The 17,283-nt window shown below is 52.1% G+C and carries 12 protein-coding genes; 4 read left to right on the top strand and 8 right to left on the bottom strand.

Annotated features, from left to right (window positions below):
- Positions 1 to 4: 4 nt before the first annotated feature.
- From C4F51_RS08775 to C4F51_RS08750, 6 genes are all read right to left on the bottom strand, one after another.
- Positions 5 to 1,483 carry an FGGY family carbohydrate kinase gene (locus tag C4F51_RS08775; protein ID WP_193909050.1) on the bottom strand — a complete coding sequence of 493 codons (1,479 nt, stop codon included), beginning with the start codon at positions 1,481 to 1,483 and terminating at the stop codon, positions 5 to 7.
- Between the two features lie 191 nt (positions 1,484 to 1,674).
- Positions 1,675 to 2,007 carry a DUF1820 family protein gene (locus C4F51_RS08770; RefSeq protein WP_193909047.1) on the bottom strand — a complete coding sequence of 111 codons (333 nt, stop codon included), beginning with the start codon at positions 2,005 to 2,007 and terminating at the stop codon, positions 1,675 to 1,677.
- Between the two features lie 247 nt (positions 2,008 to 2,254).
- Entirely contained in the window at positions 2,255 to 2,827 is a 573-nt protein-coding gene (locus C4F51_RS08765) for a TetR/AcrR family transcriptional regulator (RefSeq protein ID WP_193909045.1), read from the bottom strand.
- Positions 2,828 to 2,974: 147 nt separating this feature from the next.
- Positions 2,975 to 4,384, bottom strand: a complete 1,410-nt coding sequence (locus C4F51_RS08760; RefSeq protein WP_193909043.1) for an efflux transporter outer membrane subunit — start codon at positions 4,382 to 4,384, stop codon at positions 2,975 to 2,977.
- The gene (locus C4F51_RS08755; RefSeq protein ID WP_193909041.1) at positions 4,381 to 7,533 is read right to left on the bottom strand and encodes an efflux RND transporter permease subunit; all 3,153 of its coding nucleotides are present in this window, start codon (positions 7,531 to 7,533) and stop codon (positions 4,381 to 4,383) included. Before C4F51_RS08755 ends, C4F51_RS08760 begins: the two co-directional genes overlap by 4 nt.
- Before the next feature lie 13 nt (positions 7,534 to 7,546).
- Complete coding sequence (locus C4F51_RS08750) at positions 7,547 to 8,713, bottom strand: efflux RND transporter periplasmic adaptor subunit (RefSeq protein ID WP_193909039.1); 1,167 nt, start codon at positions 8,711 to 8,713, stop codon at positions 7,547 to 7,549.
- A 260-nt stretch (positions 8,714 to 8,973) separates the two neighbouring features.
- On the opposite strand from C4F51_RS08750, the gene C4F51_RS08745 reads away from it, so the two are divergent.
- From C4F51_RS08745 to xthA, 3 genes are all read left to right on the top strand, one after another.
- A complete protein-coding gene (locus C4F51_RS08745; protein ID WP_193909037.1) occupies positions 8,974 to 9,618 on the top strand; it encodes a TetR family transcriptional regulator in 645 nt (214 codons plus the stop codon).
- A 391-nt stretch (positions 9,619 to 10,009) separates the two neighbouring features.
- The gene (locus C4F51_RS08740; protein ID WP_193909035.1) at positions 10,010 to 12,121 is read left to right on the top strand and encodes a carboxy terminal-processing peptidase; all 2,112 of its coding nucleotides are present in this window, start codon (positions 10,010 to 10,012) and stop codon (positions 12,119 to 12,121) included.
- Between the two features lie 72 nt (positions 12,122 to 12,193).
- Positions 12,194 to 13,006: an exodeoxyribonuclease III gene (gene xthA, locus C4F51_RS08735; protein WP_193909033.1), complete on the top strand. Its 813-nt coding sequence runs from the start codon at positions 12,194 to 12,196 to the stop codon at positions 13,004 to 13,006.
- 129 nt (positions 13,007 to 13,135) lie between these two features.
- On the opposite strand, the gene C4F51_RS08730 is transcribed toward xthA, so the two are convergent.
- Complete coding sequence (locus C4F51_RS08730; RefSeq protein WP_193909031.1) at positions 13,136 to 13,585, bottom strand: winged helix-turn-helix transcriptional regulator; 450 nt, start codon at positions 13,583 to 13,585, stop codon at positions 13,136 to 13,138.
- 144 nt (positions 13,586 to 13,729) lie between these two features.
- Here C4F51_RS08730 and C4F51_RS08725 point away from each other — a divergent pair, with 144 nt between their 5' ends.
- Positions 13,730 to 14,965: an MFS transporter gene (locus C4F51_RS08725; RefSeq protein ID WP_202987657.1), complete on the top strand. Its 1,236-nt coding sequence runs from the start codon at positions 13,730 to 13,732 to the stop codon at positions 14,963 to 14,965.
- 77 nt (positions 14,966 to 15,042) lie between these two features.
- Here the strand turns inward: C4F51_RS08725 and C4F51_RS08720 are convergent, their stop codons facing one another.
- On the bottom strand, positions 15,043 to 17,193 hold the full coding sequence (locus tag C4F51_RS08720) for a ThuA domain-containing protein (RefSeq protein ID WP_193909027.1): 2,151 nt from the start codon (positions 17,191 to 17,193) through the stop codon (positions 15,043 to 15,045).
- Positions 17,194 to 17,283 lie beyond the last annotated feature (90 nt).

Here is a 17,283-nt window from a genome sequence, read left to right as displayed (position 1 = left end):
CAACTTAACGCAGCCACTGCTGCATAGCGCTCTGCCATTGTGAAAAACGCGCGTGCAAGGCATCGTCCGCTGCTGGCAAAAACTGCGTAGAGGCACCGGAAAACTGCCAGGCGTCGGGCTGCCCTGCAGTAACATACGCCATACCTTGCAGTGTAGCATCCGCATTTTCATGCCGAACCACGGCCAAACCCGAGAGATTCGCCAGCCGCTGGCAAAGACCATCCGCATGGCTCAACCCGCCACTGATATAAATCACACGCACATCCCATTGCTGACGAATCAGTAATAAATTCACCAGTAACTGGAAAAGAATACTTTCTGCCCAGGCGAGAATTTTTTCAGTCGCCTCCAGCCCGTCGCTAAAACGCGATTGCAGATCGGTTCGCCAGTAAGGCGCACTCAAACCGCCCTGGGCATTTAATAAAAAACAGGGTTTTTGCGGCGATTGCTCAAGCGCTCGCTCAATATCCGCAGGCGTTACCGGAAAACCGCACTCGGCAGACAACCAGGGCAATGCCGAAGCGGCGCCGTTAACGGTAGCTTCGGTTGCATAAAGAGAGCGTGAGCTGGCGGTATCGCCCAGCAAAATCGGGCTGGCAAGTAAACCTTCAGGGGCATGTGGCACCTGCGAGAATACCTGTAAAAAAGCGCCAGTACCCAGATTAATGTAACAGGCCGTGGAATCCGGTTTGCCGCGGGCAAAAAGCGAGGCGCCCTGATCACGCATCACCGCACCAACGGGCACTGACCTGCCCGCCAGTGGGACATTGCCAAACGCCGCGAGGTGCGGCAAAAGCGCGGGCAACCATTGCGGTTGCAGTTGAAAGGCTTGTAACAAATCGGCGTCCCACTGCTGCGAATGGATATTCCATAACAGGGTACGCTGGGCGTGACCGGGATCAATCACGGCCGGTGAGCCACACAGTTGTTGCAAGATATAACTGACCACCGGGCCAATCATTAAACGCTGCTCAGCGGCTGCTCGCGCAACCGGTTCCAGATTATCCAGCGCCCAGCGCATTTTGCTGGCACCGTAGTGCGGTGACTTGCGCAAGCCGGTACGGGAACAAACCTCCTCGTCGGTAAGAGCAAGCGCATGGATGACATCTTCTGCCCGACAATCCTGCCAGCTGAACACGGGAGAAAGGGGTTCACCGGTGTACTTGTCCCAACACAAACAGGATGACCCCTGCCCCGCATAACCGGCGGCGATTACCCTGAAGGCACGATCTTCCAACCAGTTTTCCAGCGATGCCAACGCCAGGCGAATACCGGCCAGAATTTCTCCGGCATCCTGCTCGATGTGCGTTACTTGTTTGGTATGCGCTATTTGTTCTATATGCGTTACCTGGGCGGCGGTGACCGCCAGATGGCGGGTTTGCACCGGCTGGCTAAACAGGCAGAGCTGCTCGCCACTTTCGCGGTAAAGGGCAACCCGGGAGCTTTGCCCGCCCTGATCAATCACCAGAAAACATCTTTCCATCGCCGTTGCGCATCTCGACTGCCGGTATAAGTGAGTCCAGAATACAGAAGCGGGCGACAGGTTGACAGTTGCAGTTACACGTGACGGACAGCGAACTCCGGTTAGCAGAAATAACAGGCACAAAAAAGGCGACCTCAGTCGCCTTTTGCAATAGAGACCGCTCGAAGGCGAACGGCCCTGAGAAGCGTTGCTTATTCCTGACCCGGTCTTGGCGTCATACCACCGAACGGGAATTGAGCAATTTTGTCGCCTTTGAACTCGCTGATTTTCGCCGGTCCTTCTTTTTCGACCTCGTCAATTCTGACGATGGAATGCAGCGGAATATAGGAGCGTTTAACACCGGCAAATTCGTTTTTCAAACGCTCTTCAGCCGGATCAACCAGTAACTGACTGCGCTCACCAAAAACAAATTCTTCTACTTCAATAAAACCGTACATTTCGCTCTGATAAATAGCGCAGGCGAAAATTTCGTAAACTTGCCCCTGGTTCAGGAAAATAACTTTGTAAACAGGTTTAAGGGCCATGGATGCACTCTTCAAAAATACTGAAATCTGCCTGAAAAAGGCAGGTGTTACCGCAGATTGCCGCGAGATACCTCACTAAAAACGCCAGTCAACATGAGCGGTTTGCAAGGCAATAGTCATCTCTCAAGCGCGCGCAGCATACCATAAAGACCTGCAGCTGACAGGATGATTACGCTACTGAAAACACACACCGAAAATACCAGAAAATCTGCCAAAAGATCCAAAAAAACCTCCTGATTTCAGAAGCTTAACGCGATGAGCGCAGGCAGATGCCATCCCATGTGGCCTGAATAACCGCCTCCAGGGTGGATGCATCGACCGGGAAAATACCCAGGGTGTGCTTTAACGCAAGGGCAAAACAGGGTTCAAGGCCGAGGGCAAACAGCACCTCGTTGGGCAAGGGCTTGAGAATGCCCTGCGCCTTGCATTCATCAAACAACAGCCATAAAGGGCTATCCGCTTTTAGAGATTGCCCCTCGGACTGGCGAATCACTTCACAGGGCAAATGATCGAATTGCAACTTGCTCAATAACATATCCGGCTCGCGCATAAATAATTGCCAGATACGCAGGCAAATACGCTGGTACTGCTCAAAAGGCGCGAGGGAAAAATCATGTCCGTCAGAAAGCTCGGCAATAACGCGGGTAATGGTAGCTTCGTGCAATTCTTCAATCAGATGTTCACGGTCGCGGAAATATAAATAGACCGTACCCGTAGCAACCCCGGCCAGGTCAGCAACCTGCTTGATAGAAAAACCATGAAAGCCTTTGCCAGCCAGCAATTTTAACGTGGCTACCAGAATGGCATCGCGCTTACTCACAAGACTTGCCCGGCACCGGCGACCGCAAAGCCTTTTTTACACAGCATGAACATTACGATTCACTCCACTTTATGACAAATGTCATGAGTCCTTGCAGATAAAAAGATGCCGCCCGAATCCTTCAGGCGGCCTTTTCCGGGAGATGGATTACTGAACGGAAGGTGATTCCAGTAAGCCGCCACCCAGCGCTTTGTACAGTGTTAACTGATTACGCGCCTGGTTAAGACGGGTAGTAATCAGATTTTGCTGCGCGCTGTTGTAGTTGCGTTGGGAGTCAAGCACATCCAGATAACTGTCTACGCCACGCTCATAACGCAGGTTGGCCAACTCGTAACTGCGGCCAGTGGCGGATACCAGATCCTGCTGCGCTTTCAGTTGCACACTCAACGTTGATTGCGCCTGCAAGCCATCACGCACTTCTTTAAAAGCATTTTGAATGGCTTTTTCGTAGCGGGCGATGTTGATGTCTTTTTGCAGGTTGGCCACGTCCAGGTTAGCGGCGTTAGCACCCCATGCAAAAATTGGCAGCGTTAATTGCGGGGAGAAAACCCAGTTGCGAGTGCCGCTGTCAAACAGGTTGTCGAATTCCGGGCTGGCATTACCGTAGCTTGCAGTCAAGGCAATACGCGGGAAAAACGCAGCGCGAGCTGCACCGATATTGGCGTTAGCCGCACGCAGGGTATGCTCCGCCTGCAAAATATCCGGACGTTGCAACAGCACTTCCGAATTAATCACTTCCGGAAATTCAGCCAGCATGGAATCGCTGTTCCAATGGGCTTTCAGTTCTTCCGAATTCAACGGCATACCTACCAGCGTTTCCAGCGTCGAATAACTTTCTGACAGCTGGCGCTCGTACAGCGCTTCTTCGATTTGCGTGGTGTGCAACGCGGTTGCCGCCTGGCTTAAATCCAGCTCGGAAGCCAAACCGGCATCCACACGGGTTTTCACCATATCGTAAGAAGATTCACGCGCTGCCAGGGTATTTTCGGCCAGCACTAACAATTCAGCATTGGCTACCCAGGTAAAGTAGGCATCGGCAACTTCAGCAATCAAACTGATGTGGGCACTTTTACGCGCTTCATCAGAGGCGAGATATTGCTCAAGCGCGCCTTGACGCAAACTTTGCACACGGCCAAATAAATCCACCTCGTAAGAGGAGATACCCACGCCCACATTGTATTGCTGGGCGATGTAGCTGTTACCCGTTTCTGACAAAGCAGCCGGAATGCGCTGGCGGGTTCCGCCCGTCGTTGCATTAAGGGTTGGCAATAATTGCGCCCGTTGAATGCGGTACTGCGCCCGCACCTGCTCAACGGTCAATGCAGCAACGCGCAAATCGCGGTTGTTTTCCAGGGCCAGAACGATCAGTTTTTGCACCTGATCGTTGTGGTAAAACTCCCGCCAGGCAAGGTCTGCCGCCGTAGCAGCGTTTTGCTGCTCAGCGGAGGTCACAGCAGCGACCGGCGATGCCGGACGCTCATAATGGGGTGCCATGGTACAAGCCGTCAGCACCAGCAAACTGCTTGCACACAATAAAGGCGTTAACATCAATTTCATGAATGCGCTCCTGGTTGTGCTGCATCTCCGTGGGGTTTTACGGTATTCGGGAACCAGCGTTGCGCCAGTTTGAACACCACCACAAAGAACACCGGCACGAAATAAATAGCCAGAACAGTTGCCGAGAACATGCCGCCGAATACACCGGTACCAATGGCGTTCTGACTGCCGGAACCGGCACCGGTAGCGATAACCAGTGGCAGTACACCCAACATAAAGGCCAGCGAGGTCATGATGATCGGACGCAAACGCATACGCACAGCTTCCATAGTAGCGGTCAGCAAATCCTTGCCCTGCTCATGCAACGCCTTGGCAAATTCCACAATCAGGATGGCGTTCTTACAAGCAAGACCGATGGTCGTTAGCAGCCCCACCTGGAAATAAACGTCATTCGACATACCGCGACCCATGGCAAACAGCACCGCACCAATAACACCGAGGGGCACCACCAGCATCACCGCCAACGGCACCGACCAGCTTTCATACAGCGCCGCCAGACACAGGAACACCACCAGAATCGACAAGGCGTACAACATAGGTGCCTGATTACCGGATTGACGTTCCTGGAGCGACATACCCGTCCACTGATAACCCACGCCTTCCGGCAATTGCGCAACCAGACCTTCCATCGCCAGCATCGCATCACCGGAGCTTACGCCAGGCGCGCCCTGCCCGAGGATGTTCATGGATGGCACACCGTTATAACGCTCAAGGCGTGGCGAACCATAAATCCAGTGACCGGAGGTAAATGCAGAGAAAGGCACCATTTCACCAGCGCTATTGCGCACATACCACTTGCCTACATCTTCCGGCAACATACGGAATTGCGGCTCGCCCTGAACGTACACTTTCTTCACACGACCGTTGTCGACGAAGTCATTCACATACGCCGATGCCCAGGCGGTAGAGAAGATGTTGTTAACGTCGGCAATACTCACGCCGAGTGCGGCCACTTTTTCGTGGTCAACATCCAGCTTGTATTGCGGCGTATCTTCCTGGCCATTGGGGCGAATACCGACCAGTCGGGCGTCACCGGCAGCCAATCCAAGCAACTGGTTACGTGCATTCATCATTGCATCGTGACCCAGCCCACCAAGATCCTGCAGCTGCAAATTAAACCCGGATGATGTACCCAGCTCTACAATGGCAGGCGGTGCGAAGGCAAATACCATCGCTTCTTTAATTTGCGAGAAGTGCCCCATCGAACGCATGGCGAGGCTTTGTACATCCTGGCCATCGCCAGTTCTGTCGCTCCAGTCTTGCAAGCCTACGAACGCCATACCGTTATTCTGACCGCGACCACTGAAGCTGAAGCCCACTACGCTGAACACAGAACGAACGTTAGCGCTTTCTTCGTTCAAGTAGTACTCCGCCACTTCATTTACGGTTTCGATAGTACGTTCTTTGGTAGCACCCACCGGCAAGCCAATCTGGGTGAACATAATGCCCTGATCTTCATCGGGTAAAAACGCGGTGGGCAAGCGAGTAAACAGGAACGCCAGAATCAGTACAATCAAACCGTAAATCAACATCCAGCGACCGGTACGAGCGATCATCGAACCCACACCGCTCTGGTATTTATCCGCAGCGCGGTTGAAGTTACGGTTAAACCAGCCAAAGAAGCCTTTTTTCTCGTAGTGACCGTGTTTTACCGGCTTCAGCATGGTGGCACACAGTGCTGGTGTCAGCGTCAAAGCTACAACAACCGATAGCAACATCGCCGACACAATGGTGATAGAGAATTGACGATAAATCACACCGGTAGAACCGCCGAAGAACGCCATGGGTACGAATACCGCTGACAGCACCAGCGCGATACCGATCAATGCACCGGTAATCTGGCCCATGGATTTTCGCGTTGCCTCCCTGGGCGGCAAACCGTCTTCGTCCATCACCCGCTCGACGTTTTCCACCACCACAATCGCATCGTCCACCAATAGCCCGATGGCAAGTACCATCGCAAACATCGTCAAGGTATTAATGGAGTAGCCAAATACCGAGAGAATACCGAAGGTTCCCAGCAATACTACCGGCACAGCAATGGTCGGAATCAAGGTAGCGCGGAAGTTCTGCAAGAACAAATACATCACGCAGAACACCAGGATGATCGCTTCGATCAGTGTTTTAATTACCGCATTGATCGAGAGTTTTACAAACGGTGTAGTGTCATAGGGATAAACAATTTCCATCCCCTCAGGGAAAAACTCTTCCAGTTCACCAATACGTTTACGCACCGCGTTGGCGGTATCCAGAGCGTTAGCGCCAGATGCGAGGTTAATGGCCATACCGGCAGCTGGCTTGCGGTTGTATTCCGTTTCGAATTGATAGTTTTCACCACCCAGTTCCACCCGTGCTACATCACCCAGGCGAACGCTGGAACCATCCGGATTTACCCGCAGCAGAATATTTTTAAATTCTTCCGGAGTTTCCAGGCTGGTTTGCACCACGATAGTAGACGTGATTTGTTGGCCGGGAACAGACGGCGCACCGCCCAGTTCACCCGCTGCAATCTGCGCGTTCTGGGTGCGAATAGCGTTAGTCACATCCATGGTGGTCAGGTTGTAAGTCGCCAGGCGATCAGCATCCAGCCACACACGCATCGCGTACTGCGAACCAAACAGCGTGGTTTGACCCACACCATTGACACGGCTCAACTGATCCACCACGTTGGCAGCCACATAGTCAGCCAGGTCGTATTTATCCATACGGCCATCAGATGACACAAAGCCGATAACCATCAGGAAGCCGGCAGATGATTTGGTAACGCGAATGCCCTGCTGCTGAACCGGTTGCGGCAGCAAAGGCACTACTGTCTGCAACTTGTTCTGCACCTGAACCTGAGCGATGTCAGGGTCGGTACCGGCAAGAAAAGTCATTACAACTTCACCGCGACCGGATGATTCGCTGGTGGAAGACATGTATTGAACGTTATCAATACCGGTCATTCCCTGCTCAATCAACTGGATGACGGTGTTTTGTACGGTTTCTGCAGAAGCGCCAGGATAGCTGGCGGTGATACTGACCGAAGGCGGCGCAATATCGGGATACTGGGCGATTGGCAATCGAAAAATCGACAGCAACCCCGCCAGCATGATCATGAGTGAGATTACCCAGGCAAAAACCGGGCGATCAATAAAAAACTTTGCCATGCGGAATGACTCCTTAGTTGCTGGTTTCAGCGAGCTTGGCAGGAACTACGGTAACCGGTGCGCCCGGTCTGATTTTTTGCAGGCCTTCCAGAATCAAACGGTCTCCGACTTGCAAACCGTCTTCAATCACCCAGTTGTGGCCCACTGAACGACCTGTTTTTACCTGACGCAATTCCACTTCGTTGTTGCTGTTCACAACAAAAGCCGTGGCAGCACCGGTGCGGTCGCGGATGATGCCTTGCTGCGGCGCCAATACCGAATTGCCACGTGAACCTTCCTGCACCACGGTGCGCACAAACATACCTGGCAACAGGAATCTGTCCGGATTATCAAACAGCGCACGCAGGGTTACGGTACCGGTGGACTCGCTCACACCCACTTCGGAAAACTGCAAGGTGCCTTCGTGTTCGTAGGTGGTGCCGTCATCCAGAATCAGATTCACTTTGGCGGCTTCCAGCGCAGAAATATGGCCTGACTGCATTTGACGCTTCAGGCGCAACAGGTTTTCGGCAGATTGGGATACGTCGATATAGATAGGATCCAGCTGCTGGATAGTGGCCAGCACTTCACTTTGACCGGAAGAAACCAGCGCACCTTCGGTAACAGAAGACTTGCCAATCACACCGCTGATCGGCGCGCGCACTTCGGTGTACTTGAGGTTGATTTGAGCGGTTTCGATAGCAGCACGGGCGGCGGCAATACTGGCGGTAGACTGGCCAAGGTTGGCGAGCGCATCGTCGTATTCCTGCTGACTGATAGCTTTGGCGGCAGCCAGATCTTTATAGCGGGCTTCACGCGCTTTGGCAGCGGCCAGGTTAGCTTCGCCACGGGCCAGTTCAGCACGTGCCGTAGCGAGGGCGGCGCGATAAGTAGCGGAATCAATCTGATACAGCTGCTGACCGGCTTCTACTTCGCTGCCTTCTTCAAACAGGCGCTTTTCAATAATACCGGTCACTTGCGGACGAACTTCAGCTTTACGAAACGCCGTGGTGCGACCCGGCAGTTCTGCCGTCAACGCCACATCGGAAGCTTCCAGAGTAATAACGCCTACCTCAACAGCAGGCGGTGGACCACCGGCACCCGTAGCGGTTGCCGGTTCTTTCGAGCCACAAGCAGTTAATGTGGATATACAAATTACGCCCAAAGCCGTAAGCGTTAGGTGTTTGATGCGTAACAACATGGTGTACCCCTTTTTTTGAAAAAATCCGTTAGTCGTATGTAGTCACACGCCACTTACATACACTCAAGAATGTTTGTTAATTTATACTGAACGATCGTTCATTTTCAACAAAAAAATAATAAATCCTCAATATGACGCTCAACCTTGCAAATATTAACGAAAATCAGCATTCCCAATAGCAAAATAAATTGACTGAAAAAGTTTTTTATGTACATTATCGACATATACATTCACAACTGTATGTTTATTTGAGAAAGAATATGGCACGTAAAACCAAAGAAGAAGCTCTCGAGACCCGCAACCAGCTGCTGGATGCCGCCGAGAAAGTCTTTTATGAAAAAGGATTTGCTGCCTCATCCCTTATGGACGTCGCCACCGCCGCCAACCTGTCGCGCGGCGCAGTGTATTGGCACTTTAAAAACAAGAGTGAATTGCTGGACGCTATCGCCGATCGCATTCGCTTGCCGTTTGAAACCCTGTCAGACGCATTCAGCGATCGGGAAGAGCCCAACCCGCTGGGTAAATTGCGAGATTTTTCCATTCATATCATCAAGGAAAGCGTGAGAAATCCTCGCCGTCGTCGGGTGCTCTCCATCCTTATCCACCGCTGTGAGTTGAGTGAAGAAACCCGTCACCAGGAGTCCCGCCGCCAAACGGCCTGCCTCGAATACGTCACCCACTTTGACGACTGCCTGCAGCGCGCCGTTAAATATGGTCAGTTACCCGCCAATCTCGACACTCGCCAGGCGGCCATCGCTAAATGGGCGCTGATCACCGGGTTACTCAGTAACTGGTTGTTTTTACCGGGAAGTTTTGACCTGGAAGCGCTGGCAGACTCCATGATCGACAGCTACTTCTGCATGCTGCAACACAGCCCCACACTTCGACTGCCCGCCTCCAGCTGATGGGCCGCGTCGCCCCGTAAAAACAGGCGGCATCCTATAGAAGCAAGCTGACAATAGATGTCAGTAATTGACCGGCATTTTCGGCTGGAACCGGAGAATCTTATTGGTATAGCCGATTTTTTAACCGATCAGCAAAAAATAATGCTTTGGTCATATTTCTACTGGCACCAATACCCTGCCCCGTGGTCTACAGCCCTGTCGTTGCAACTCTTATTTGGCAGTGCCTGCAAGTCGCCAGGCTGGCCTCCTTCAAGACATCAGGCTATAGTAGCAACGACTTAACAACGCCTCGCTACACCTTAGCTTATGGCCTTGATTCTACTGTGGGATTTTGGCGTCCCGCCCACTCACGGGCCTGTTTATCGCTGTTCCCGATCATGAGACCCCGTTTATGCATATCGCGTTATCAAAACACCTGACCTTTTCTCTGGTGCTCAGTTTATTGCTAAGCGTTTCTGCCAGTCATGCAGAGAAGCCCACCCCGCTGAAATACACACCGGAGCAGGCAAAAACGACGATAGAAATTGTCAAACAACTGGACACCAAGCACTACCGTACCCAGGAGTTTAATGACGATCTTTCATCACGTTTTCTCGATGATTATTTAAAAGCACTCGACCCCACCAAAAACTTCTTCCTCAAGTCGGATATCGACGCCTTTGAGAAATACCGTCACAGCTTTGATGACGATCTCAAAAAAGGAAAGCTCGATAAAACCTTTGAAATTTACAATCGCTTTAATGAGCGCATGACCCATCGCCTGGAAATTGTCGCAGCGCAATTGGAAGACACCGAAGTGAAATATGACTTCGATGTGGATGAGTCCATCCCGGTAGATTGGGAAGAAGCCGAGTGGCCTGCCAATGAAAAGGCCGCAGACGCTTTATGGCAAAAGCGCATCAAAGCCAACCTGCTGGGCATGATTCTCAACGGTAAAACTCTGGAAGAGAGTCGCACTACGCTGTTCAAACGTTACAGCAATCAGTTACGCCGCATGCAAAAACAGGATGCGGAAGAAGCCTACAGCATCATGATGAACTCCCTCACCATGCTGTACGATCCGCACACCAATTATTTATCGCCGCGCACCTCTGAAAACTTCAACATCAATATGGCGCTGTCGCTGGAAGGTATTGGTGCAGTACTGCAGGGCGAAGACGAATACACCAAAGTGATGCGTCTGGTACCCGCTGGCCCGGCAGACAAACAAGGTGAACTGAAACCGACCGACCGGATTATTGCTATCGGCCAGGGCACTGAAGGTGAAATGGTTGACGTAGTCGGCTGGCGACTGGATGAAGTGGTTGATCTGGTGCGTGGCAAAAAAGGCACTATCGTGAAACTCGAAGTACTGCCTGCCAACGACGGCCCGAGCAAAGTAATCAGCATTAAACGTGAGACGGTGAAACTGGAAGAACAGGCTGCGCGCAAACACGTCTTCGATGTCAGCGATGGTCAACACGTTTATAAAGTAGGCGTTATTAATATTCCTACCTTTTACATGGACTTTGAAGCCTATCGCAACCGCGACCCGAATTACAAAAGCACCACCCGCGATGTATTCAATCTGATTGCAGAAATGAGCAAGGAAAACGTCGAAGGCATTATTGTTGACTTGCGTGCAAACGGCGGTGGCTCACTGCAAGAAGCCGCATCACTCACCGACCTGTTTATCGATCCGGGCCCCGTGGTACAAATTCGCCACGCCAACGGTGTTATTTCACGCAACTACCGCTCTTTCTCGCCGGCCATGTATCGCGGCCCGATTGTGGTGTTGATTGACCGCCTCAGTGCGTCGGCATCAGAAATTTTTGCCGGTGCCATTCAGGATTATGGTCGCGGACTGATTATCGGCACCCAGTCCTTTGGTAAAGGTTCGGTGCAATCTATCATGTCGCTGCCGCATGGCGACATGAAAATTACTGAATCCAAGTTTTACCGTATTTCCGGTGACAGCACCCAGCATCGCGGTGTCATTCCGGACGTAGAACTGCCCAGCCTGATTGATACTGAAAAAGTTGGCGAGAGCTCAACCCTGAACCGTAATGCGTTGCCATGGGATCATATTCACGCAGTACCGCATGACAAATATTTTGACATCCAGGCGCTGCTGCCCGAGATCAACAAAAGTCATAACGAGCGCTTGAAAACCGACCCTGACTTTATTTTTCTGCGCGCTCAAATGGCGATAGCCGAAGAAGCTAACAGCCGGAAATTTATTTCCCTGAGAGAATCCACTCGCCGCGCCGAGCAGGAAAAATTTGAACAGCAGGCTCTGAAAATCGAAAATCAGCGCCGCACTGCCAAAGGTTTGGAAGTGTATAAATCTTACGAAGAAATTAAAGAAGGTGATGAAGAGGAAGAAGCCGAAGCACAAAGCGCTGAGGCACGCAAAATTGATCCCGCCAAAGATCCTTTCCTTCAGGAAGCCGGCCAGGTTCTGGCAAGCTTTATTACTGAACTGAAAAAAGAAGACCAACCGGCACGGGTTGCCAACTTCTGATAACCGCTCATGACCGGCCGACCTCTCGTCGGCCGGTTTGTTTTACACCGCAATTATTTCCCCGAGTCACGCATGAAAACTGTTTCTTTCAATATCAATAGCATCCGCCAACGCGTACATCAGCTGGAAGCCATTATTGAACGCCACAACCCCGATTTTATCGGCCTTCAGGAAACCAAGGTCAATGACCCGGACTTCCCTCTGGAGGCTATCGAAAAGCTGGGCTATCACGTGGAATTTCACGGACAAAAAACCCATTACGGCGTCGCCCTGCTGTCCCGCCATCCGTTCAAGGAAGTTATTAAAGGCTTTCCTACCGATCAGGACGATGCGCAGAAGCGCTTTATTGGCGGACGTTTTGAGTCACCGCTCGGTGGCGAAGTTGTCGTATTGAACGGCTATTTCCCGCAGGGAGAAAGTCGCGACCACCCCCTGAAATTTCCTGCCAAAAAGAAGTATTACGAAGATCTGCAAGCTTACATCACCACGGCATTTTCACCCGACCAACAACTGATCATTATGGGCGACGTGAATATTTCCCATCAGGATTGTGACATTGGCATTGGCGAAGACAATCGCAAGCGCTGGTTGCGCACCGGCAAATGCAGCTTCTTGCCGGAAGAACGCGAGTGGCTGAACACTTTACTGGCATGGGGCTTGAAAGATACTTTTCGCGAGCACCAACCGGATAACCACGAGCTGTTCAGCTGGTTTGATTACCGCAGCCGGGGCTTTGAAGATAACCCGCGCCGCGGGCTGCGTATCGACCTGATCCTCACCACTGCGAGCTTACAAAGCCGCTGTGTCGATACCGGTATTGATTACGATATTCGCGCTATGGACAAGCCATCAGATCACTGTCCTATCTGGGCATACTTCGAATAAAAATTCGCTATTTTTAAACGAAAACCCGCAGACCGAAAATCGATCTGCGGGTTTTTTATTTTGAATAATTGAAATAGCGCTGCTTGCAAACCCCTTCTAAAGCGAGCTGATTTCTCTATCGTTTATCAATTACCAGGTGATTTTCTGCACCTGAGTAGCTGAAGCTTTCAAAATTTTTCCATCTCTTCCTACAGGCCGCATCAGTGAAAGCGGCTCTCCTGTTTGTTTATCAATCAATACTGAATGTCGCTCACCGGTATTAAATAAATGCTGTTCGCCCCACTGGCGCAATGCGACCACCACGGGGAACAGACTTTCACCGCGCGCTGTAAGCACATATTCCTGATAAGCCGTGCCATCCGATGCGTCCCGGGTTTCAAAAATTCCCGCCTCAACCAGCTTGCGCAGCCGATCCGACAAAATATTACGGGCCATCCCCAGGCCGCGCTGAAAATCGCTAAAGCGACGGGTGCCATCAAAGGCATCGCGCACAATCAGTAAAGACCAGCGATCACCCACCAGATTAACGGAGCGCGCAACAGGACAAGGCTCACCCTCAGTTATTTTATGTTGTGGCATAAGACCTCCAGGGAAACGGCACCAACAATAATCCGGTTGCATTTTAAAACCGGAAAATTTAACATTCAACTGGTTTCATTTTAAAACTGGAATTAATGAATGCCAATTATGAACACACCTGTAACTCCCCAGATACCCGCACACATGAAAAATATATCTCCGCTCACCTCCGACATGCCTCACAGCCTGGTTTTGCTATTTGCCATCGCCAGCGGCCTGAGCGTTGCCAATGTCTACTACGCCCAGCCGTTGCTGGATGCACTGGCCACCGACTTTGCCATCAGCCTTACGGCGGTAGGCGGCGTAATTACCGCTACTCAGGTTGGCTGCGCGTTAGCATTACTATTACTGGTACCACTGGGTGATAGAGTCGACCGTCGCAAGCTGATGCTGGTACAACTTCTCGCGCTGGTGGCGGCGCTACTTACGGTGGCAGCAGCAACCTCTGCAACTGCGCTGCTAATAGGCATGCTGGCGGTGGGATTGCTGGGTACGGCGATGACGCAAGGTTTGATTGCTTACGCAGCCAGCGCCGCCGCGCCTCATGAACAGGGACGAATCGTGGGAACTGCCCAGGCCGGCGTATTTATTGGATTACTGTTGGCAAGAGTTTTTGCCGGAAGCATTAGCGACCTCGCAGGGTGGCGAGGCGTCTACTTTGCTGCAGCTTTATTGATGCTCGCGGTTGCCTTACCACTTTGGCGAAAACTGCCAACTTTATCCACCTCAGCATCAACAAACAGCTATCCGATGCTGGTCATTTCGATGCTCACCTTACTCAGGCAGGAAAAAGTGTTACAAGTGCGAGGCATACTGGCCTTGTTGATGTTTGCCGCTTTCAATATTTTCTGGAGCGCGCTGGTACTGCCGTTGAGCGCTCCGCCCTACCATTTTTCTCATACCCTTATCGGCGCTTTTGGTCTGGCGGGTGTGGTTGGCGCTCTCGCTGCTGCGCGAGCCGGAAGCTGGGCCGACAAAGGCCACGCCCAACGCACCAGTGCTGCAGCACTGGTAATACTTGTGCTGGCATGGTGGCCGTTATCCTTAATGGAGTGGTCGCTGTGGGCGCTGGTGATCGGCATAGTGCTGCTCGACCTGGGCGGTCAGGCGTTGCACGTTACCAACCAAAGTTTAATTTTTCGCACCCGACCAGAAGCACACAGCCGCCTTGTCGGGGTTTACATGATGTTTTATGCAGTCGGTAGCGGATTGGGAGCCATCGCAACTACAGCCACTTATGCACACTTCGGTTGGCAAGGGGTCTGTTTACTGGGTGCGTTAACCAGTCTGCTGGCGCTGGTATTTTGGGCGGTAACACTGGCACACAGCGCGAAAGTAATTCCCGATTCAGCAGTCAAGAAAAATACTTCGGAAGCGTGAACCGGAAAAATTTGAAACGTTACGACAAAAAAGAAGAGCTGGGCAGCAAAACTACCGCCCAGCTCTCCTTTTCACTATTAGCGTTTTACGCCGATTTTTACCAGTTCACCTGCGCCATTATTTTGCTGCAAAACATACAACTCACCGGACGGAGAAAATTTGGCCGCTGTCGCCGCTTTTAATGCGCCCGCCGGTAACAGATTTTCAATTTTTATGACGCGCGCAAACTCATCCTGAGTAACTGCCTGCACCCAACCGCGTTTCGCATCCAGCACCACCAGCTTGTCATTGTAATAAGCAGGCAAGGCGGTAGGCGCGGCCGACGCCGGTTGTTGATAAACGCCTGCCACTAACACGGCGCGCTCACCTTCACCGAAATCCGGAAACAAACGGTTTTTGTCCGAGCCGTACCACACCAGTGCAGATTTTGCCGGGGTTAGTATTTTTTCTGCCGCCAGGCCTTTTTCTACCAGAATATTTTCCGGCAGGCGCGGATTAAAACGGCGCAGCTTGTCGTTTCGGGTGGCGTTAAAATTCACGTAAGGCATATTATTGCCCGCCATAAATGGCCAGCCCAGATTGGCTGGTTCATTCACCCGGGTGACTTCGTCATAACCCCGCGGGCCACGCGCTGCATCATCAGCAGTGGCTGACGGCCCGCGATCGGCGATATACAAAGCGCCACCCACCGCATCTACCTCAAGGCCAGCCGGGTCACGCACGCCCATGGCGTAAATTTCTGGCAGCGTAGTAGCGGATTGGCCATACAAATTGCCTTCCGGAATGCTGTAACCGCCGTCTGCGCCAGGAATAATGCGCAGCACCTTACCGCGTAAATCGGCGGTATTGCCCGAGGTACGCAGCGCACTGTCAGCGTTGTTTTTTCCGTCCTGTTCAATCAGGTTAAAACCGGCTTTATCAAGAGCGGTGTTATCACCGGTGGCAATAAATAAATGCCCCTTGTCATCAAAGGCCAGATCACCGCCGACATGACAACAGCGGTTATCAAACGGGATTTCAATGACGCGTTTTTCAGAGGCGGCCGACAGCTGGCCGGAAGCGAGCGTAAAATGGGAAACAATCAATGCCGGTTGATTGTTCGAACCGGCCTGTAAATAACTCACATACACCCGCTGGTCTTTTGCAAAATCCGGGCTGACTGCCAACCCGCGCAAACCATGCCCCAGCGGTGATTGCTGACTCACGGGAAGTGTGGCAATAACAGAACCGCCCTCGCCGCTCGCATTCAATTGCTTGATAGCACCCGCGCCCTCGGCAACAAGCAACTGGCCATCGGGCAAAAAGTCCAGCGCAACCGGCTGTTTCAAATCGGAATTAACACGGGTTTGTACCACTTGCTCAGCGGTCGCACGGGCTTTGCTGTAATCCAGCTTCGGTGAACCGCCGGTGGCGTAACGCAAACCGCGCACCAGCAGCTTTGTAAAATGCGGCTCGGAGAACATTTCCGAGGTATGGCCCAGGCCGGTATAGAAAGCCCGGCCGCCATCAAACTGGTGATACCAGCTGATCGGGTGATGATGGCCATGCAGGCCGCCAATATAGCTGTTTTCATCCAGCGTCAGCAGATCACGGCGGTAGGGATACAGCTCAAGATAGTCGTACCATTCGTCAGTCAGGTCAAAGGCGCGAGGTACATCCCGGGTTGCCGGATGCTCGGGGTTCAGCACTTGCAGGTGGGCATGCTGCACATTGTCCGGCTCGCCGGGGTGACTTTTGAAAACACCGCCCACCAGACGACGATACCAATACCACTCGCCACCGGTTTCAGTGTCAGCCGCTGCGTGAATACCGGCAAAACCACCGCCCGCCTGAATAAAGCGTTCCATGGCAATTTCCTGGGCTTCGTTCAGGATGTCGCCGGTGGTATTGACGAAGACCAGGGTATTAAAGCGCTTGAGATTTTCGTCGGTAAATACCGAGGCATCTTCGGTGGCCTCAACGGTAAAACCGTATTGGTCGGCCAGCTTTTTCATGGCTTCAATGCCGGCGGGAATGGAGTCATGACGCCAGCCCGCAGTTTTGCTGAATACCAGCATATGGGCACCGCGCAGATCGCTCTCAAACAACTGGAATTCAGCCTGGTGCGGGGTTTTGGCATCCGCGCTGCGGTCGGTAGATGCACAGGCAGCCACACTGGCCAAGGCACAGGTTATTGACAGTGTCAGCAGGGATTGCCGGTAACGGGAAGAGAGATTCAGCAATGACATGGCGTGTCCTTTTATTAATTTATTAGGGCAATGAGCAGTAGACCAAACAAGCTTCGCCAAAGTCTAACAACGAAGCCCTGAACGCGCATT

Source organism: Cellvibrio polysaccharolyticus (assembly GCF_015182315.1).
GTDB classification, from domain to species: Bacteria; Pseudomonadota; Gammaproteobacteria; order Pseudomonadales; family Cellvibrionaceae; genus Cellvibrio; species Cellvibrio polysaccharolyticus.
This window is presented reverse-complemented; position numbering and strand designations above follow the sequence as displayed.

Excerpts from the sequence above, each read along its gene's own strand:
- C4F51_RS08775 (WP_193909050.1), bottom strand. The coding sequence starts at position 1,483 with ATGGAAAGATGTTTTCTGGTGATTGATCAGGGCGGGCAAAGCTCCCGG.
- C4F51_RS08770 (WP_193909047.1), bottom strand. The coding sequence starts at position 2,007 with ATGGCCCTTAAACCTGTTTACAAAGTTATTTTCCTGAACCAGGGGCAA.
- C4F51_RS08760 (WP_193909043.1), bottom strand. The coding sequence starts at position 4,384 with ATGAAATTGATGTTAACGCCTTTATTGTGTGCAAGCAGTTTGCTGGTG.
- C4F51_RS08755 (WP_193909041.1), bottom strand. The coding sequence starts at position 7,533 with ATGGCAAAGTTTTTTATTGATCGCCCGGTTTTTGCCTGGGTAATCTCA.
- C4F51_RS08750 (WP_193909039.1), bottom strand. The coding sequence starts at position 8,713 with ATGTTGTTACGCATCAAACACCTAACGCTTACGGCTTTGGGCGTAATT.
- C4F51_RS08745 (WP_193909037.1), top strand. The coding sequence starts at position 8,974 with ATGGCACGTAAAACCAAAGAAGAAGCTCTCGAGACCCGCAACCAGCTG.
- C4F51_RS08740 (WP_193909035.1), top strand. The coding sequence starts at position 10,010 with ATGCATATCGCGTTATCAAAACACCTGACCTTTTCTCTGGTGCTCAGT.
- xthA (WP_193909033.1), top strand. The coding sequence starts at position 12,194 with ATGAAAACTGTTTCTTTCAATATCAATAGCATCCGCCAACGCGTACAT.
- C4F51_RS08730 (WP_193909031.1), bottom strand. The coding sequence starts at position 13,585 with ATGCCACAACATAAAATAACTGAGGGTGAGCCTTGTCCTGTTGCGCGC.
- C4F51_RS08725 (WP_202987657.1), top strand. The coding sequence starts at position 13,730 with ATGAAAAATATATCTCCGCTCACCTCCGACATGCCTCACAGCCTGGTT.
- C4F51_RS08720 (WP_193909027.1), bottom strand. The coding sequence starts at position 17,193 with ATGTCATTGCTGAATCTCTCTTCCCGTTACCGGCAATCCCTGCTGACA.